22 protein-coding genes are annotated in these 18,319 nt (G+C 53.2%); 4 read left to right on the top strand and 18 right to left on the bottom strand.

From position 1 onward, the window contains the following. Positions 1-29: 29 nt before the first annotated feature. The 6 genes from tatA to ACTOVJ_RS06265 all read right to left on the bottom strand — a co-directional run bounded on the left by tatA (position 30) and on the right by ACTOVJ_RS06265 (position 6,032). The gene (gene tatA, locus ACTOVJ_RS06290) at positions 30-218 is read right to left on the bottom strand and encodes a twin-arginine translocase TatA/TatE family subunit (protein ID WP_449502378.1); all 189 of its coding nucleotides are present in this window, start codon (positions 216-218) and stop codon (positions 30-32) included. Beyond that, positions 219-1,136, bottom strand: a complete 918-nt coding sequence (locus tag ACTOVJ_RS06285) for a 4Fe-4S dicluster domain-containing protein (RefSeq protein ID WP_449504394.1) — start codon at positions 1,134-1,136, stop codon at positions 219-221. Then, the gene (locus tag ACTOVJ_RS06280; protein WP_449503040.1) at positions 1,129-1,794 is read right to left on the bottom strand and encodes a TorD/DmsD family molecular chaperone; all 666 of its coding nucleotides are present in this window, start codon (positions 1,792-1,794) and stop codon (positions 1,129-1,131) included. Before ACTOVJ_RS06280 ends, ACTOVJ_RS06285 begins: the two co-directional genes overlap by 8 nt. A gap of 76 nt (positions 1,795-1,870) precedes the next feature. After that, positions 1,871-2,833, bottom strand: a complete 963-nt coding sequence (locus tag ACTOVJ_RS06275) for a dimethyl sulfoxide reductase anchor subunit family protein (RefSeq protein WP_449502381.1) — start codon at positions 2,831-2,833, stop codon at positions 1,871-1,873. Further along, on the bottom strand, positions 2,833-3,471 hold the full coding sequence (locus tag ACTOVJ_RS06270; protein WP_449502382.1) for a DMSO/selenate family reductase complex B subunit: 639 nt from the start codon (positions 3,469-3,471) through the stop codon (positions 2,833-2,835). Before ACTOVJ_RS06270 ends, ACTOVJ_RS06275 begins: the two co-directional genes overlap by 1 nt. A 2-nt stretch (positions 3,472-3,473) precedes the next feature. Beyond that, complete coding sequence (locus ACTOVJ_RS06265) at positions 3,474-6,032, bottom strand: DMSO/selenate family reductase complex A subunit (protein ID WP_449504393.1); 2,559 nt, start codon at positions 6,030-6,032, stop codon at positions 3,474-3,476. A gap of 195 nt (positions 6,033-6,227) precedes the next feature. On the opposite strand from ACTOVJ_RS06265, the gene ACTOVJ_RS06260 reads away from it, so the two are divergent. The 3 genes from ACTOVJ_RS06260 to ACTOVJ_RS06250 are packed head-to-tail and all read left to right on the top strand — an operon-like array spanning position 6,228 to position 7,579. After that, on the top strand, positions 6,228-6,923 hold the full coding sequence (locus ACTOVJ_RS06260) for a TetR/AcrR family transcriptional regulator (protein ID WP_449502384.1): 696 nt from the start codon (positions 6,228-6,230) through the stop codon (positions 6,921-6,923). A 29-nt stretch (positions 6,924-6,952) separates the two neighbouring features. Further along, complete coding sequence (locus tag ACTOVJ_RS06255) at positions 6,953-7,285, top strand: twin-arginine translocase TatA/TatE family subunit (RefSeq protein ID WP_449502385.1); 333 nt, start codon at positions 6,953-6,955, stop codon at positions 7,283-7,285. After that, entirely contained in the window at positions 7,286-7,579 is a 294-nt protein-coding gene (locus tag ACTOVJ_RS06250; RefSeq protein WP_449502386.1) for a DUF6457 domain-containing protein, read from the top strand. Positions 7,580-7,623: 44 nt separating this feature from the next. Here ACTOVJ_RS06250 and moaC read toward each other — a convergent pair whose 3' ends face one another. From moaC to ACTOVJ_RS06235, 3 genes are read right to left on the bottom strand one after another with little or no spacing between them, the layout of a single operon-like run. Further along, complete coding sequence (gene moaC, locus ACTOVJ_RS06245; protein WP_449502387.1) at positions 7,624-8,115, bottom strand: cyclic pyranopterin monophosphate synthase MoaC; 492 nt, start codon at positions 8,113-8,115, stop codon at positions 7,624-7,626. Positions 8,116-8,132: 17 nt separating this feature from the next. Continuing rightward, entirely contained in the window at positions 8,133-9,347 is a 1,215-nt protein-coding gene (locus ACTOVJ_RS06240; RefSeq protein WP_449504392.1) for a molybdopterin molybdotransferase MoeA, read from the bottom strand. Between the two features lie 9 nt (positions 9,348-9,356). Beyond that, a complete protein-coding gene (locus ACTOVJ_RS06235; protein ID WP_449502389.1) occupies positions 9,357-10,067 on the bottom strand; it encodes a HesA/MoeB/ThiF family protein in 711 nt (236 codons plus the stop codon). A gap of 61 nt (positions 10,068-10,128) precedes the next feature. Here ACTOVJ_RS06235 and ACTOVJ_RS06230 point away from each other — a divergent pair, with 61 nt between their 5' ends. Further along, complete coding sequence (locus ACTOVJ_RS06230) at positions 10,129-11,124, top strand: molybdenum cofactor biosynthesis protein MoaE (RefSeq protein ID WP_449504391.1); 996 nt, start codon at positions 10,129-10,131, stop codon at positions 11,122-11,124. Here ACTOVJ_RS06230 and ACTOVJ_RS06225 read toward each other — a convergent pair whose 3' ends face one another. The 9 genes from ACTOVJ_RS06225 to sufC form a co-directional block, all read right to left on the bottom strand. Further along, a complete protein-coding gene (locus ACTOVJ_RS06225; RefSeq protein ID WP_449502391.1) occupies positions 11,125-11,373 on the bottom strand; it encodes a MoaD/ThiS family protein in 249 nt (82 codons plus the stop codon). An 18-nt stretch (positions 11,374-11,391) separates the two neighbouring features. After that, on the bottom strand, positions 11,392-12,438 hold the full coding sequence (moaA, locus tag ACTOVJ_RS06220) for a GTP 3',8-cyclase MoaA (RefSeq protein WP_449504390.1): 1,047 nt from the start codon (positions 12,436-12,438) through the stop codon (positions 11,392-11,394). Between the two features lie 69 nt (positions 12,439-12,507). Beyond that, positions 12,508-14,037, bottom strand: coding sequence for an ABC transporter permease (locus ACTOVJ_RS06215; RefSeq protein ID WP_449504389.1), 1,530 nt, complete (start codon positions 14,035-14,037; stop codon positions 12,508-12,510). Positions 14,038-14,040: 3 nt separating this feature from the next. Further along, the gene (gene modA, locus ACTOVJ_RS06210; protein ID WP_449503032.1) at positions 14,041-14,826 is read right to left on the bottom strand and encodes a molybdate ABC transporter substrate-binding protein; all 786 of its coding nucleotides are present in this window, start codon (positions 14,824-14,826) and stop codon (positions 14,041-14,043) included. Between the two features lie 57 nt (positions 14,827-14,883). Continuing rightward, a complete protein-coding gene (gene mobA, locus ACTOVJ_RS06205) occupies positions 14,884-15,492 on the bottom strand; it encodes a molybdenum cofactor guanylyltransferase (protein WP_449502395.1) in 609 nt (202 codons plus the stop codon). 7 nt (positions 15,493-15,499) lie between these two features. Next, positions 15,500-15,826: a metal-sulfur cluster assembly factor gene (locus ACTOVJ_RS06200; RefSeq protein WP_449504400.1), complete on the bottom strand. Its 327-nt coding sequence runs from the start codon at positions 15,824-15,826 to the stop codon at positions 15,500-15,502. Continuing rightward, on the bottom strand, positions 15,823-16,284 hold the full coding sequence (gene sufU, locus ACTOVJ_RS06195) for a Fe-S cluster assembly sulfur transfer protein SufU (RefSeq protein WP_449503031.1): 462 nt from the start codon (positions 16,282-16,284) through the stop codon (positions 15,823-15,825). Before sufU ends, ACTOVJ_RS06200 begins: the two co-directional genes overlap by 4 nt. After that, positions 16,281-17,537, bottom strand: a complete 1,257-nt coding sequence (locus ACTOVJ_RS06190) for a cysteine desulfurase (RefSeq protein WP_449504387.1) — start codon at positions 17,535-17,537, stop codon at positions 16,281-16,283. The genes sufU and ACTOVJ_RS06190 overlap by 4 nt, the downstream gene beginning before the upstream one ends. Further along, positions 17,537-18,295 (bottom strand): Fe-S cluster assembly ATPase SufC, encoded by a 759-nt coding sequence (sufC, locus tag ACTOVJ_RS06185; protein WP_449502399.1) that lies wholly within the window; start codon positions 18,293-18,295, stop codon positions 17,537-17,539. Before sufC ends, ACTOVJ_RS06190 begins: the two co-directional genes overlap by 1 nt. Positions 18,296-18,319: the final 24 nt, after the last annotated feature.

The raw sequence follows: 18,319 nt of genomic DNA, 5'->3' as shown, positions 1-18,319 counted from the left end.
ACTGCGCCGCGCGCGCATACGTACCAACGTTACTTTTTCTCGTCGGTGGTGTTGGCCTCATCAATCTTTTCCGGAGGAACGTCATCTTGCAATTCTTTCATTTCCTTCTTAAGGATCTTGGCGCTCTGTCCGAGTGATTTCGCGATTGAAGGCAGTTTTGACGCGCCAAAAATAATGATGACGACGACGATCACAACCAGCAAATGCATGGGCTTCATTTATTTTCCTCCAGTTAGTTTCTCTAGTCGAAAGGTACCATGTTCGGCATTATTCGAGGTGATCTGCTCGCGTATGAGACGAGGATCAAAAGCTCCGAATGGATTTGTTTGGCGGAAAGCACAGATCTTGCACAATTTCCCCTCGGAGGCAAGAATCGATGTTCCACAGCGCTCGCATCGACGAGTGCGAGTCTCGATGAGTGTTTGACGTGGCTCAGTCCGCACAGTATCGATATCTGGATATGTGCCAGTCGTCAGAGCACGCTGAGGGCACAGTGCAATACAGTCCCCGCATCCGCGGCAGGCCCGAAGATCGTGTATGAGTTGAGCTCGCCCATCGACGTCCTCAATCACCATTGCCCGATGTGAACAAGCTTTCACGCAAACACCACACAGGTCACATCCATCGGCTACCAGTGACACTCCCGGCCACGATATCTTCACACTACCCGGCTCTGTGTTTGAAAGATCGTCAATCTGCGTTGCACCAAGACCAAGAAAGTCAAGAGCCTGCAATGTCCGATCCGCGCTGTCAGCTTTCAGGTCAAGGGGAACGTCAATAGGGAGCCCAAATGCCGCACGCCTGGGGAGCGGTACCTCACGCAGATCAAGTATTTGAGAGTGGAACAATGAATGCTTGGGCGCATCGTCGAAAGAAATACGTTTCGTCAGTCTTTGTCCAATGTTGCCTAGCTTCCTGGCATGTTCGCACCCTTGAAGGGCGATCATATCGACGCCGCACGCGAGAATTTGCAATAGTTCCTCAACTTTGGCGTCGCTAAGGCAGCTATCCCAGACGACTCCGACTGCGCGTCGTGGCACACGGATGTCATCCACGTGCTGGCAGGCGATCACAACGTACCCAATGGGATCTTGTGCGCCGCACCAGCGAAGGAACGAGGTGAGGTGATCAGACATCGCAATCACGTGGCTGGACAACACCGGCGATCAGATGATGTTCCACAAGATAGTCCTGCCAATGGGACACAGCGTCAATCGTCAGTCCGATCATTCCCCGCATCCAGTGGGTACAGGCCTGTTGGCGAGCTTCCTCAAGCATTGCCGGCGCCCACCTCAGGAGGTGTTCCTGCGAGAACGTTGCAACTTCACGCAAAGGTGTATCATCGCCACTTTCAATCGCAAGATGGCATCCACGCGCTACGAAATCGAGTTCGAGACCAATATGATCGTCCGGTTCAGTGTTCAAAGCGGGTGCTTCAAATCCCAGCACCCGATATGCATCTCTTACTTCCAAAGTCTCAACGTCGAATACCAGCCCGTCTTGTCCACGGTGAACAGATTCGAACGGAGCAACTTTGCAGCCAGCAGAGATTCCGTAGAGAGTATCATGATCGTGGATAATGTCCTCGTCTGTCTCATTTGCCGACGCGAGAATCTCCTCCTGCGCTTGCGAGAACTGTCCGTTATCCCGCATACGAAGCGGCCATTCATCGATCATTTCACGCACTTGCGAACGCGTGTCGGCGTCCGCTGGCTGTATTTGAAGCCGTCCGCAAACCAAAAGTGCCGCCGCGATAGCGTCAAGCTCCGACAGATCACTACTGAGTATATTCATCGTTGTTACTCCCTAAATTCAGCGCTGACAAACCGGAAAGGAATGGTCAACATACCATTCCTTTCCGGTTATCGTCTCAGTCACCGATGAGTTGCCAGGTGTTCAAACCTGCGTGCCAAAGACCATCGTAGTGTAGTGAACGTCCCATAATCTCTGACGCGAATGCCAGCACCAACGCGAGCACAATGAGAGATACAAGAGCCACATTCGCAGCACGGGACAGCTTCGCCCGTGCAAAGGCAAACACACCAGCAATAACAACTGCCCCACCGAGGAGGAGAAGTCTGACTGCCAAGAACGGGCCTGAAATCTCCTGCGCAACGTGGCGCGTTGCGTTATTGGTTTGCGCTAAATAGAGCAGGTAAAGCGGATACGTTGCCAGGATCACGACGCCGGCGACGGCGGCAGTACCGGTCAGCCACTGAAGAGACTCACGTACAAGCGACACCTGGCTTTGTGCCAGTTCGCGCGGCTCGCTCCTCTTCACAGAAGCAACAGGGTCTTTACCCCAGCGTACGAGCAGTGCCACTGCCACTCCGAGAGGGCCAGTGAGCAAAGCTGATGCGAAGAAGAAGACCACGACAGCAAAAGTATTCCATGCAGGAACTGTCACCGTTGCGTAGTACACGCCACTCATCGAGATCAGGAGTCCGAGCCCAAACAAGGACACGATCACTGCTAGAGCATCGCGCAGTGTACGGCTGAGCAGATTAAACCACTGCACAAGCGCGAACACGAAGCCTGCTCCCCCGAACAAAACGCCGAAAATGAGTTCCCGGCTCAGCCACGACGAACCGAGATGATTCATCGTATAGATCGCATGGAATGGATCATTAAGGTGGAAGAACGCCGCAATGAAACCCGCCACGAGCAGCGGCCCCACAGCGTACATTGCCACGTCAGTGATTGCGTCAACATCGCGCACGTTGATGCGGCGTAGTCGGCCAAGGAGCTGGATTGCGCCGAGTGCCCAAAATGCACCGATGGACATTTGGGCGACCACCGTGAAGATGATCATTGGAAGTTCATGAACGTTCATCAGATCTCCTCAGGGTTCGTGATGTCGCCCGTGCCTGCGTCCCATGCCTGGGCGTCACGGTGTGGATGGATAACGAGATGTGGTTGTGTCACGGATGGATCCGGCAACGGCGCTACAGCGTCAGTCTTTCCATACTTCTCGCGGAGTTCATCAATTGGCCCCCAATCGAGTGCTCGCGACGGACACGCTGACACACATGCTGGTTCCTTACCTTCGGAACGGTAGTCATAGCACAGGTCACACTTGGTCATATGCCCTGTATTGGGGTTCAACTGTGGCGCGCCGTACGGGCATGCCCACTGACAGTAACGGCAGCCGACACACTTTGAGTCATCGACATAAACCGTGCCGTCTTCACGACGTGACATCGCTGATGTCGGGCAGACCTCCATACACACCGGATTTTCGCAGTGGTTACACGACACAGAAGTGTAGTAGGCAAAAACGTTGGGCACAAAGGTATTGCCATCGATACGCCAGCTTCCGCCCGAGTATTCGACAACGCGTCGCCATGTCACGCCAACAGGAAGATCGTGCTTGTCCTTACACGAAATCTGGCACGCCTTGCACCCGTTGCACAGTGACTGGTCAAAGTAGAAGCCGTAATTGGCTCCTGGCTTGGTGTATTCATTCGACATTTTCAGTCCTCAACCTTCGTGATCTGGACGGCGATAGTGTGTACCGCGTTACCTCGGGCAAGCGGCGATGGGTGGAGCGCCGACAGCGTGTTTGTATTTCCGCCAATGTCCACGGGCATCTTCTGGTTTGCCCCCTTTGGTGGCGCAACTTCGCTGGCAGGAACTGGTTGGTACCAAGCGCCCTGAGGAAGCGATGCGACACCTGGAGCAATACGGTCGGTGACCTTCGCTGGGATCTTTACGGTGCCACGGTCGTTGTAGACGAAAACTTCGTCACCGTTCTTGATCCCACGAGCTTGTGCATCCATCGGGTTGATCCACACCGTCTGGATGTGTGCTTCGCGGAGCCAATCCACATTGCCGTAGGTCGAATGAGTACGAGCCTTAAAGTGGTGTCCGATCAGCTGGATTGGATGGGCGGAATCGCGAACGTCAAGCGCGCCTTCCCAGGTTGCCACGTATTCAGGAAGTGGCGAAAGGCGATCACCCTCACGAGCCTCTCGGAACTCATCGAAGGTCCATTTCTTCGCCATCTGCTCAAGACGTTGAGAATAGATTTCGATCTTGCCCGACGGTGTCGGTAGCGGATTTGCTACCGGATCGTCACGAAAGTCCTTCATCGAGACAACCGAGCCCGCATTCTTCCGGAAGATCCCCATTTCACGCCACTGTTCGTAGGTAGGCAACTCGGGATCAGCCTCACGAGCTTGTGTAACGGCTTCGCGCAACCATCCTTCTCGATCTTTCCCTTCAGTGAAACTGTCCTTCACTCCCAGTCGCTCAGATAGCTCCGAACAGATGGTGTAGACATCCTTGCACTCATACAGTGGCTTGATTGCCTGTGATGAGAGAATGCCGTAAGCCATCGGAGTGCCGTTTTCACCAGGGTGAAGATCGAATTCTTCAGCAGCAGATGTGCCTGGAAGAACGTAATCTGCATATCGACACGAGACCGTCATCTGGATATCGCAATCGACAATAAGCTCAAGCTTGGAATCGTCTTGGAGGATTTCCACTGACTTGTTATTATCGCCGGTCTGGTTAACGATCGAATTGCCGCCGTATTGCCACAGCATCTTGATCGGAACGTCGAGCTTGGTGTTTGTCGGGTTGCCATTGTCATCAACAGGTACCTTGAAATCACGAACACCTTTTTCTGGCTTAGTCATGACACCGGCATTGAACGTATCCATCTTTTCGCCGTGGTCAACCGCGTCGAGCCAGCTAAAGACTGGAATGATCTTCATCGATGGGTTTGGACGGTTAGCCGTCAGAAGTTTGGAGATTGGCAATCCTTTACCGCTTTCACGCGCGCCGTTACCGCCACCGACGATACCGATATTTCCGGTGACCGCAGCAAGAAGGAAAATCGCACGCGAAGTATTTTCGCCATTTGCATGGCGCTGCGGCCCCCATCCTTGGGTAATAGCACAGGGCTTAGCGCCCGCAATCTCACGGGCGAGACGGCGAATCGTATCGGCCGGTACACCGGTAATATCGGATGCCCATTCAGGAGTCTTCTCTATGCCGTCTTTCTTGCCTTCGATGTATGAACGGTAGGAAGAATGAGCGGGAGCACCTTGCGGCATATGCTTTTCGTCAAAGCCCACACAGTACTTATCTAGGAATGCCTGATCGTGAAGATTCTCTTTGAGCATCACGTGGATCATGCCGGCGATCAGTGCGGCATCTGTTCCGGGGCGAAGCGGAACCCACTCGTCGGCAAGGTCCACAGCGGTCTCTGAGTAACGCGGATCAACAACGATTGTGCGTACTCCCGACTTCTTCCGTGTCTGCTGGGTGACGAAGGTCAGGCCACCACCCGACATACGCGTCTCAAGCGGGTTGTTGCCGAACATGACCTGCAACTTGGAATTGGCCGCATCATCGAGAGAGTTCGATCCGAACCAGCTTCCGTAGAAGTACGGGTATGCCGAAGTAATCTCGGTGGTCGAGTAATCTGAGTAGTGATCCAGATACCCTCCCCAACAGTTGAGAAGTCGGGCGAAGGCGGTAGCATCCGGCGGCCACGAGGTGGAGACAACCGCGCCCAAGGTACCGGTTCCGTAGTTCACGTAGAAGGCTTCATTGCCATACTTGGACTTGATTTCTTTCATCTTATCGGCGATCTCATCGAGAGCCTGATCCCAGGAGATTTCTACCCACTGTCCTTCTCCGCGCTTGGTTCCTGGCTTGCGCTTGAGCGGCTTCTTGAGGCGATCGGGGTTGTAAATACGATGACGAATTGACCGTCCACGCACACATGCGCGCACACTTTGGCCGCCAACTTCATCCGATCCTGTGTCATCTGGCAGGACGCGCGTAATCGTGCCGTCATGCACTTCGAGTTTCACTGGGCATCGTGAACCGCAGTTCACAGTGCACGCTGACCAGACAAACTTGCCTGCGTCTTTTTTCTGATCGGGTTGAGCCGACGTACCCGTGCCACACCCTCCAAGGGTGACGAGTGTCGTCGCTCCTGTTGCGATACCAGACCACTTAATAAACGAACGACGGGAAATGTCGAACGTACCTCCGTTGCGGTCTTGTGAGTTTCCCACCCGTGCCTCCTTCAGCTCGTATGCGGAACAAACATCATGTCACCTGGGATATTATTTTATTGAACACTCGTTCAATAGGGCGATAGTCCTAATTTTCGATATATCAGATATACGCAACGAAACTCGCACAAAAATGGCGCGATCGTGGCTCTATACTTGGTTAATGACGCGTAGTACAGTTTGGAGACGATTGAGTTGGAAAGTTTCAGCACTACACCGGCAAAGGATCATGCAGACCCACGCTATTTGCGTTCTCGTGAGCTTCTTCGTGCTGCTGCTTTTGAGCTTGCACTGGCGAAACGTCCAGACGACATTTCGATTGCTGAGTTAACCAAGCGGGCTGGCGTCTCGCGAGGGACTTTTTATGCACACGCCTCAACCCCTCCTGAGTTCATCGCACACATGTTGTTAAACGAAATCACGCCCATACTCGACCCCATTGGATCGGTCATCACAGATCACGGCAGCAACTACCTCCGTTATGTCCGAAATGCATACGGCGATCTGCTCCGTAGTGTGGCACAACGTAGCGACATCTATCGCAATATTTTCCTCACAAGCCCTGAATCTACCTCTGTGGGGTATTTCGCTCACTATATACGCCAAATCGCCACACAATATGTCGATTCCTTCGCGCATTACAACGCCGAACCACTGACACCCTTGTGGCGATTCATGGCCATTGAGCAGCAAGTATCAAATTTTCTTGTCTTGATTCGTTCCCAGCTCAGCACCGGCGAGGATATATTCAATGAGTCAACCGTTAACACCTTTATGAGCTTGGTTCCGCCGTGGCAACTTGCTAGGTTTAACCCAGATGGACGTTTCGATATGCGTCATGTCCGTGGAGGCCGCCGGGATAACGAACACATTGACGGGCTGGAACACTAAACGCAAATTACAAAGAATCGGGGTTACGAATGTTCGGCATTAGCGGCACAGAGCTGATTATCTTGCTTATTGTGGGCGTGATCGTTCTCGGGCCTTCGCGTGCCGCGCAGGCAATCCTCGCTCTTCAGCGCGCGATTGATAAGGCTCGTAACTGGTCAGCACAACTGCGTGAGCAAACTGCTCAATATCGTCAAGCAGGCGACAGTACAACGAGCAATCTCAATGACGCTCTGAATACATTTTCCCCACGTGGTCTCGACCCCAGGCGCATGATCAAAGATGCCGTAGCCGAAGAAATGCAGTTATGGCTCAAAGAAACCAAACTTGACCAGATTTCCTCAACAGCTCAAAAGGAGAAATAAATGCCTCGGTACGATGATCCAGAAAAAATGGCGCGTATGAATCGTTGGCTCCGTACGGTGTCAGCTGAACTCGAACTTCCTCACGAAACAATTGAGAAAGTCCAGGAGCCGCTCCTGCGACTGATTTCCACAGTTGCTCACGGACCATCGCGCCCCGGCGCTCCCCTAACCGCTTTCCTCGTCGGCTACTTGGCTGCCAGCGATCCCAGTGCCGATATCGACGACGTCGTCGCACGACTCGATCTGCGAGCAAAAGAATTTGTTGCACGTGAAGGCACTGTCACTCGTTCATGAGCGTAAAAATGGGTGGCGCGATCCGCGGATCGCGCCACCCATTTTTACGCTTCAGCATTGAGCTCATATCCCTCACGCCACCACTCACCGGAACGTCCCCCCGCTTTATGCACAATCATGCACTGGGTAATTTGTGCGCTTCGGTCAACACCTTTCACCATATCGACCACCGCGAGCGCAGCAATGCTCACCGCCGTAAGCGCCTCCATTTCCACACCTGTACGATCCGCAGTGCGCACTGTCGCGGACAGTGCCACATGATCATCTTCAAGTGACACTGTCACTTCGGCACCATGAACACCGATAGTGTGGGCTAGCGGTAGGAGATCGGGCACTTTTTTCGTTGCAGCAAGACCTGCAATTCGCGCGACCGCAAGAACATCCCCTTTGGGCACGGTTCCGCTACGCAGAGCATTCATGACCTGTGTTGAGCATTCGACCTTTCCAATTGCTGTCGCTGAACGCACTGTAGGTATTTTTTCGGTGACATCAACCATGTACGCTTCGCCGCGTGAATCTAAATGGGTGAATTTCATCTTTTACTCTCTCTTCCTTACAAGGAATAGCGCAGGAATCGAATATCATCTCCAGCGCAGACGTTTCCCTGGTTGGCAGGTGTGATGGCAAGAACCCGAGCGCGGGGTAACGATGCTACAAGGTGAGATCCTGACCCTCCTGCCGAGGCCGGATAGATTTGGTTCTCGCGAATGCGCGCGGGCATAAACTGAGTTCTTCCGATCTTGTGCTTCCATCCTGTTCCAGCGACGGCAACTTCGGTATGGCAGTACATGTCATCAACAACTTCCCCCTGCATCGCACGGACGAGAGGAAGCGCGAAAAGCTGCATTGAAACGAAAACACTTACAGGATTACCGGGAAGACACAGCACCACCGTCTTTCCTACTTTTCCCCATCCTTGCGGTTTTCCAGGTTGCATTGCCACCGGTGCAAAGTTAATTCCACGAGATGACAGCGACGCTTTCACGACGTCGAAAGCGCCCATGCTCACTCCGCCTGTTGTGATCACCAGGTTCGAATCCGCAGCCGCGTTGTCAAAGGCCTGCGAAAAAGTACCGTTCTGATCTGAGGCAATGGATCGAAGCTCAACGTCGGCGTGACACTCACGAAGCAGACCCGCCACAAGCAGACTATTGGAATCGGGAATCTGTCCAGGCAAGAGATCCTCACCCGGTGCTCGCAATTCATGACCGGTAGAAATTACGCTCACTTTGACACGCTTGTGAACTGGCACCTGTCCATATCCCACGCTCGCGAGTGCGCTCACATGCGTTGGGGACAAACGTGTGCCGCGTTCAAGAACGAGATCGCCGACTGCGACATCCTCACCTTGGAAACGCACGTTTGCCCCTCGCGAGACGCTCGACGTTGGAATAACATGAGTGGGCGCTGTCGGCAACATGTTCTTTTCGGCGTCGACGGTGTCTTCTACTCTCACAACAGCGTCGGCTCCAGCTGGCATCGGAGCACCAGTCATGATTCGCACTGCACTTGCGGGTTCGGCAAGCTCGCTTGCAACATCTCCAGCGGCTGTGTCGCCGACGACGGTCAGCGGATGACCAACGTTGATGTCATCGCAACGTACAGCAAACCCGTCCATTGCCGCGTTAGTGAATGGTGGGACAGGAAAACGCGCAGTGAGATCAGCTCCGAGAGTACGCCCCTGCGCCTGCGCTAACGATACGTGCTCAACCTGTGTCGGGAGAGCAAGTTCGAGGACATCTGAAAAATGTTCTTCAACAGTCTTCATGATTCACTTTCATTTGCTGATTGCAACAGTACGAAGAGTGGAAGATTCAGTATCAATCAGGGCAATTCTGCCTACCAGTGGATGTCCGATTCCCGTGATCATTTTCAAAGTTTCTCCTGCCATGAGCGAACCAACCATTCCACACATCGGTCCGAACGTTCCTTTTTCTGCCGGCGACGGCAATTGCGAAAAATCTTCTGTGTAGGGGTAGAGATCGCCCAAGCGTGAGTTGCCCTCGTGTGTGAATACGCTCACCTGCCCGTAGTAAGCAGTGACTGCTCCCCAGACATGGGGAATTGACAGTTCCTGACATACTTCGTCGACCAAGTACCGCGTCGGAAAATTATCGGAGCAGTCAACGACAATGTCGTAGGAGGCAAGTGTCTCACGAGCGTTCTGAGGCGTAAGCCGCTTTTGCATTGTCACAACCTCAACTGACGGATTAAGCGCTCGAACCGACTGTGCCGCACTGAAAGTCTTCTCCATCCCCGCACGAGGCGTGTCATGAATGACTTGACGTTGCAAATTCGAGGTGTCGACAACATCGTTGTCAATGAGTCCCAGTGTCCCCACACCAGCTGCAGCGAGATATAAAAGGACTGGCGATCCTAAACCTCCCGATCCGATCACCGCGACTCGTGCATGCTCGATTTTTTCCTGAGCACAGGCGTCAAATCCTGCAAGATTCAGATGGCGGTCATAACGACCATTTTGTGTCATCAAGAGCAACTCCTTGCTGTGTGCATTTTCGCTGGTGAGATTCAGACTTTAGGATTATCCCATGTCGAACTCACACATTACATTTGGTGTCATTACTGTTTCCGACCGCGTCAGCCGTGGAACAGCTGTCGATAAATCGGGGCCGCTGTGCGCTGAACTCCTTGCCACGCACGGCGATGTCGTTTTGACAACGGTTGTTGAAGACGGAATCGAGTCTGTCCAGGGAGCCATCTACGATGCAATGCGACGCGGAGCGTCAATCATCGTCACTACCGGTGGCACCGGAATCACCCGTCGTGATCTGACGCCGCAGGCAGTGAGTTCTCTGTTGTCATTCGAAATCCCGGGGATCCCAGACCTCATCCGACGCAGTTCCAAGGTTGTCACCGCATCTTTGACCCGCTCAGTTGCCGGAATCATCGACGACGGCGACTTGCGTTCCTGCGTCATCTCGTTGCCTGGCTCTCCGAACGGAGTCGCAGAGGGAATCACCGCTGTGGCGCCTCTCTTCGCACATATTGCTGACCAGCTGGCCGACGGCGATCACACAGTTGCCCCTCCGTCGACATCAGCGCCACGCTCTCATGAAAGTGTGACAGCGCAGTTAGCCTTTAACACCGAACGTTCAACAGGCGCAGGGATCGTCACCATCGCTGATGTCAGCGACCAGCCGATTAATTTGTCCGACCTTGAAGCATCTGTCATGGACGACGCTGCCGGCGCAGTATTGGTGTTCAATGGCCGGGTGCGAAATCACGATCTGGGTCGAGAGGTTGACGGTATTGACTACTCCGCCCATCCTTCTGCCAGTGCCACCCTGTCGGACATCGCTCACAAGGTCGCAACCGAGTTTGGTCTCCATGCGCTTGCCGTGCAACACCGAGTCGGCCACCTCAATATCGGCGAAATCGCGCTCGGTGCTGCGGTCAGCGCATCGCATCGCAAAGAGGCATTCTTAGCTCTCGACGCACTGGTGAACCGTGTCAAATGTGAACTCCCCGTGTGGAAAAAACAGGATTTCTCCGACGGAACATCACAGTGGTCTGGGATGGCATAATCACCCTCCAGCGAAGGGAGGAAGAACATCGATCACAGCATTGAGAGGAAGCTGGGTTTCACGAGGAGCGACGCGTCCATTGAGAAGGAACGCGCAGACTCCAAGTTGATGTGCCGCTTGAGTTCCATGACGTTCGCTCAACATCTGTACAAGCTCATCAAGAGTCAGCGCATCAGGCACGTCAAGTTCTTCAACGCTCGTCCCCATCTCCTGTGCGATTCCAGCAAAATATCGAACCTCAATATTCATGTTTCCCTTTCCCTTTCGTTATCCGCCAATTGCACTCATTGGACGACTTGGTGGGGTAAACTCCGGCGTATTAATCCCATGTCCGAAGGGTTTACCCCACATCGTCTGACGCCAAGCATGAGCAATTTCTGAATCGGTTGCACCGGAGCGCATCAGATCGCGCAGACTCGTTTCCTCGTCAGAGAACAAGCAGGATCGCACATTTCCATCCGCTGTTAAGCGAGTGCGATCGCAGTCTCCGCAGAATGGAGCTGTCACCGAACTAATGAACCCAATTTTTCCTGCTGGATGTTCAATGCAGCGATACGATCCAGCAGCCACATCCCATAACTCGGCTGGGGAACTTCCCCGATTTTCCGATGTCGGTGAGAGTTCAAAATGCTGTTCCAGGCGCTCACGAAGTGCCCGGGAAGTAATAACCTCAGAGTTTTGCCATGCCCCTGGAACTCCGATAGGCATAAACTCGATAAAGCGAATGGTCACGCCGAGGCTGAGCCCGAGGAGAACAAGGTCTTCAACGGATTGATCATTGACTCCCGGCATGACAACCGTATTAATTTTGACCGGTGACAGCCCCACCCGGATAGCTTCACGAATACCAGCCATCGCATCGTCGAAACGGTGACGTCGAGTCAAATCAGCGTATTCATTTCCTGTTGCTGAATCGAGAGAAATATTGACTCGCCGCAAACCAGATTCGTGTAACCGGGCAGCACGCTTATCTAGGCCGAGCGCGTTCGTCGTCAAGGAAATATCGATACTGTCTCCCCCTGGCGTGCGCAACGCTGCCGTAGCAGCCACGATATTCTCTAACCCTCGTCGCATCAGAGGCTCACCCCCAGTGAAACGGACGCGCGTCACCCCGAGTTTGCTTACCGCTAAGGTCACCAACCGCACAACTTCATCGTCGGTGAGAACCTCGTCGGTCGGCATGAATTTCACACCTTCGGAAGGCATGCAGTACTGGCACCGAAGATTGCATCGGTCTGTTAATGACACTCGTAAATCGCGTGCCACCCGACCGTAGGAATCGATGAGATCATTTCGACCATTTATTCCAGTCATTGAACCTCCTTTTCACCAGATACTCGACAAAATTTTTCACGCGGAAAAGTCCAGACTAAAACACCTCGACTACTGAATGCCACCGAAGTGCTCCTGAACCGAATAGCGACGCCATATTTTGCCATGACGAAGAATGACCAGATCATGCGCAAGATATTGAGCATCAACCGGATCGTGCGTCACAAGAACCGTCGTAACGTGTGCATGTGAAAGACGCCGTTGAAAACCTTGACGGACACGATCAGTCGTGTGTTCATCCAAGCCAGCAAATGGCTCATCGAGAAGAACGACGTCGGGATCCGTTGCCATGGCACGGGCGATAGCGACGCGTTGAGCCTGCCCACCAGAAAGTTGCCAGCTAGCGCGCTGCGCAAAAGCAGACATTCCAACAAGCTCGAGCTCATGTGCTGCTCGCTCACGTGCCGATTTCCGGTCTTCTCCTCTCGCTCTGAGACCAAATTCCACATTCTTTATCACGTTCAGGTGAGGGAAAAGTAATGGATTCTGTTGAAGTAACACAACGCGGGGATTGCGCCGGTCAAATCGTACTGAGCCGTATGTTGGCTCAATTGTTCCCGCAATAAGCCCCAGTAATGTGGATTTCCCTGACCCATTTGGCCCCATCACTGCCGTCGCAGAACCGGCACTCAGATCGAGATCAATATCAACTGAACGATCTGTGACGCGTGCATCCACCTCAATTGCTGGAGCACTCGTATCGACCTTCCTCATCAGCTCAGGCATATGTGAACTTACGATATCGTCAGAGTAAGAAGGCGCTGGCACTGTTTTATGCGGAAAAGTGCTTGCGATGTTAGCAATCGCAAGCATAAACACAGCGAGAAGAATAAGAACAACGGCTAACGCCAATGCTTGATCGGTATTGACTTCACGTTGAAGATAAATCTCTAACGGCATCGTTCGCGTCACACCTTCGAGGGAACCCGCGAAAGTGATCGTTGCCCCAAACTCTCCCAACGAACGAGCGAAACTTAACGCAAGTCCCGAAACGAGTGCAGGAAACATCAGAGGCAAACTCACTGAGAAAAATGTTCGAGATCGTCCCGCTCCCAACGCCCGAGCTGTCTCTTCATACGCCACTCCTTGAGCCCGCAAGGCACCTTCTAACGACGTAATCAAAAAAGGAAGAGAGACAAAAACCTGCGCAATGATCACCGCGATCGTTGAAAAACCAACAGAGATACCGAGAACATCGAGATATTTACCGAGCAACCCAAACCGTCCCCAGGCGAGCAGCAATGCCAAGCCGGCAACGACAGGCGGGAGAACCATCGGCAGTAAAACCACGATGCGTAACAACCGTGACCACCACTCATGACGTGTTCGCGCCATGACCATCGCAAACGGGACACCGAGAACAACAGTGACAACTGTGGCAAGCAGACATGTCCGCAGTGAGAGCCACAGTGCTTCTTGCGCACTTTGGCTTCCCATCAGCTCCCAAAAACTCCCCCATGGAACGCGCACAATCGCAGCGACCAACGGAATTGTCAAAAACGCCACTGCTAATATCGCTGGCAACACAAGCCATGGCGCGTAAGCAAGTCGACGATGGGAGCGCAGGTAGAAAGAAGCCACCGCTTATTTCGCCACTTTCATAAACCCATACTTTTCCAGAAGTGACTGCCCGGAGTCGCTCAACACCGACTGAATAAATTGTTGAGCTTGCTGCGGATTCGGCGCGTCTTTCGCCACTGCAATCATGTAACGATTGACGACTTCCTGGGAGCGCGGAATTTCAAATGTCATGACCTTGTCACCAGCTAATTTCGCATCAGTTTTGTAGACAATTCCGGCATCGGCTTCTCCGCTTGTCACCTTGCCCAAGACATCGGTCACGGATTGCTCTTCACTCACTGGGTGAAGAGTCATCTTGTTTAACCCAACCAATTTATCCGTTGCTCGTCCACACGGCACCCGCTTGGCACACGTCACGATTTTTCGTCCATCAAGCTGATCATTCGAGAACCCCTCAATAGCTCCGGGATTTGCGCGAGGCACAACGAGAACCAGCGTATTTGAGGTAAAAACCTGAGGGTCGCGGACAAGTCCTTGCTCAAGCGCGTTGTTCATATTCTTTTCATCTGCAGTAAGAAGAACATCCGTGGGGGCTCCACTCGCCATTTGGTCAACTAACGATGAAGACCCGTTAAAATTGAAGCGCACTGAGATTCCTGAAAATTGGGGAGAAAAAACCTGCTGTGAAATATCAGGCATAACGGCATTGAGAGATGCTGCTCCAAACACGATGACGCTGCCGTTGCTCGCTGACGACGCTGAGTGGTCACTACTGGGCTGGCTACAGCCACCTAGTCCCACCGCGACTCCAATCGCGATGAGTATCTTCGATGCACTGACCAATTTCATATAGGCGCCCCTTGCCTTCGCGTTGCGAATACTGCGGCGATCGAACCCGCTCGAACGTCACAATAATTTTTCCAATCGCTCTGCGTCGCTCGGAGAATCGACATCGAGACACCACCGCAAAGCGCCACTCACGTTACCACAGTTCAATGTCGAAAAAACTGAACGCGCACTCGCATGACGAGCAAATTCTAGATGGCGCAAAGAATTCCAGCGGTACAGACCCAACAAATAATTTGGATGGTGGTGATCACTTCCCGGTAACACTCCATCCAGCGAAGGATTAAGGAACCACTCCTGTGTCAGACTCTTCCACATTCTTGGCGACAGCGGAGCGTCACAGGTGAGAAGAGCAACGGTGTCACTATCTGCTAAGGCATGTTGTTGTTCAAGCACTCTGACTGCGGCACCAATTCCAGCTATCGGCCCGCCGAAAGGCGGATCTTCGAGTACTTGGATAATGTGTGCAGGGCACGCTACGTCGCCAGGCGCCACGACAACAGTTGTATGGACGCTGTGCCACGCATGAATTTCAGTAAGTTGGATATCGAGTAGTCGTTTCCCAGCTACGGGATAATCGGGTTTCGATGCGCCGCCTAAGCGCTTTCCTGTTCCACCTGCCAAAATGACAACCGCGTGCGGCAACAGCTCCCCTGTGCCCTGCATCATTACATCCTCAGATGTTGAAGCCAAGGGCACGCAACTGTGCACGTCCATCGTCGGTGATCTTGTCAGGACCCCACGGCGGGAGCCACACCCAGTTGATACGAAAATCATCAACAAGTCCGGCAGTGGCCACAGCCGCTTGCTCCTCGATCATATCGGTGAGCGGACACGCTGCAGATGTCAGCGTCATATCTGCGATCGCAGATTTCCCTTCTAGCGTGATGCCGTACAGAAGACCGAGATCGACGACGTTGATCCCAAGCTCAGGATCAATCACATCGCGAAGTGCTTCTTCAACATCTGCCACTGTGGGCGGGGCTACGTTCTCACTCATCAGTTCTCCTTTGCCTTGAGAGCTTTATCGGTGGCATCGCGAAGTGCCATCCATCCCAGAAGCGCACACTTAATGCGCATGGGAAACTTCGATACACCTTGGAATGCAGAGGCGTCTTCAAGCAAGTCTGCATCCTCAGCAGAGATTGCTGTTCCTTGCTTATCCATCATTGCGCGAAATGTCTCGTAGAGGTGCTCGAACTCGTCAACGGTTTTTCCCTCAACCATTTCGTTGAGAATCGAAATCGACGCCTGCGAGATCGAGCAACCAGAGCCGTCCCATCCGACGGTATCAAAGTGAACGCCGTCGTCGGCAAGTTTTACCTGCATGGTGACTTGATCACCGCACGTGGTATTGACCTGAAACGATTCTCCGTCAGGAGAATCGAGTAGACCTTCGCCATGTCGTTCCTTCGAAGCTTCCAGGATAATTTCCTGGTACATCTGGTCAAGGGCACTCATTTATTTTCCAATCCGAAGAACGGCCGCACTTTCGCCAATGCAACAAGGAAAGCGTCCACTTCTTCTTCTGTGTTATACGCGGCAAAAGAAACACGACTTGATGAGTCGACACCAAAATGCCGGTGAACCGGCTGCGCGCAGTGATGTCCGACGCGAACTTGTACACCTTCCGCATCGAGAACTTGACCGACGTCGTGAGGATGGACTCCGTCAACTGCGAAAGCAATTGCTCCTGCGCGGTCAAACGTCGTCGTCGGACCGAGCACACGCACACCAGGAATCGCCACGATTCCTTCAAGTGCGCGCACTGTCAAAAGGTGCTCGTGAGCAGCAATTTTCTCCATACCAATGGCGCTGAGATAATCAACCGCTGCTCCCAATCCCACCGCTTGCGCGACTGGCTGTGAACCAGCCTCAAATTTTTCCGGAGCCGGCAAGTACGAGGTTTTGTCCATTTCCACGATGGCCACCATCGACCCTCCGAAAAGGAATGGAGGAAGTTGTGTCAACAATTCACGCTTCGCATACAAGCCCCCGATCCCGGTAGGCCCCATCATCTTATGGCTAGAGAAACAGGCAAAATCCACGTCGAGCGCATGGAAATCGACTGGCATATGCGGCACGGATTGGCACGAATCGAGGACAACCAATGCGCCGACGTTATGCGCGGCTTGTGTAATCACCTCTACCGGGCTCACTGCACCTGTCACATTCGAAACATGAGTAAATGCGACCACTTTGGTGTGTTCATCAATCACGTTAAGAGTGGAGAGATCAAGCCGGCCATCATCGGTGAGGCCGATCCAACGAAGATCGGCACCAGTGCGGAAGGCAAGTTCCTGCCACGGCACCAAATTCGAATGGTGTTCAGCTTCGGTCACCACCAGGTTATCGCCCGGTCCAAGCCGAAGACTCTCTGAGCCGCGTCCAAGACTAGCGTTGCCTAGAGAATACGCAATGAGGTTGAGAGCCTCCGTCGAGTTCTTCGTCCAGACGATTTCATCGACGTCGGCTCCCACAAAGCGCGCAACCTTCTCGCGAGCTTGTTCGTAAGCAACAGTTGCCTCAGCCGCTAACTGGTGAGAACCACGTTTAACAGCACCGTTTGAATAGAGCTCAATACGGTTCACTGCGTCAATGACAACCTGAGGCTTTTGCGATGTTGCACCCGAATCCAGGTAGACAAGAGGCTTCCCATCTGCAACAGTACGTTGCAGAATGGGGAAGTCTTCTCGAGGCGCGCACGCTGTCATCAGGCGCGATCCTCACCGTAGTTTTCGTAGCCCTCGGCCTCAAGTTTGTCGGCAAGCTCAGGGCCACCCGACTCCACAATGCGTCCATCAACGAAAACGTGGACAAACTGCGGCTTGATGTACTTCAAGATACGCGTGTAGTGAGTAATAAGGAGAATACCGTTGCCGTTGTTCTCGTGAACTCGATTCACCCCTTCAGAAACAAGGCGCAACGCATCGACGTCCAGGCCTGAATCGGTTTCGTCAAGCACAGCAAACTTCGGCTTGAGTACCTCCATCTGGAGAATTTCAAGACGCTTCTTCTCACCGCCGGAGAAGCCGACGTTGATGTCGCGATTGGCGAACTCGGGATCAACTTTCAAGTCAGTCATCGCCTGGTTCATGAGCTTCACCCACTCACGTACCTTCGGTGCTTCGCCGTCGACCGCTGTCTTCGCTGTGCGAAGGAAATTCGTCACCGACACGCCCTGGACTTCCACCGGGTACTGCATCGCGAGGAAAAGACCCGCGCGTGCGCGTTCGTCGGCAGTCATCTCGGTGACGTCAACGCCGTCAAGCAAAATCTGCCCTTCGGTCACGTGATATTTCGGGTGTCCTGCAATCGCGTAGGCCGTTGTGGACTTTCCTGAGCCATTAGGACCCATCACGGCGTGGATTTCGCCGTCGTTGACGACAAGGTTGACGCCCTTCAGAATCGGCTTCTGGCCATCTTCAGTATCAACCGAGACGTGCAAATTCTTCAGTTCCAGTGTGGACACGTTGTTTTCTTTTCTCTTGGTAGG

It is taken from the genome of Arcanobacterium sp. (ex Cirak et al. 2026) (genome assembly GCF_053585065.1).
Note: the sequence above shows the minus strand (reverse complement) of the source record. Positions and strands in the feature narration are given on the sequence as shown.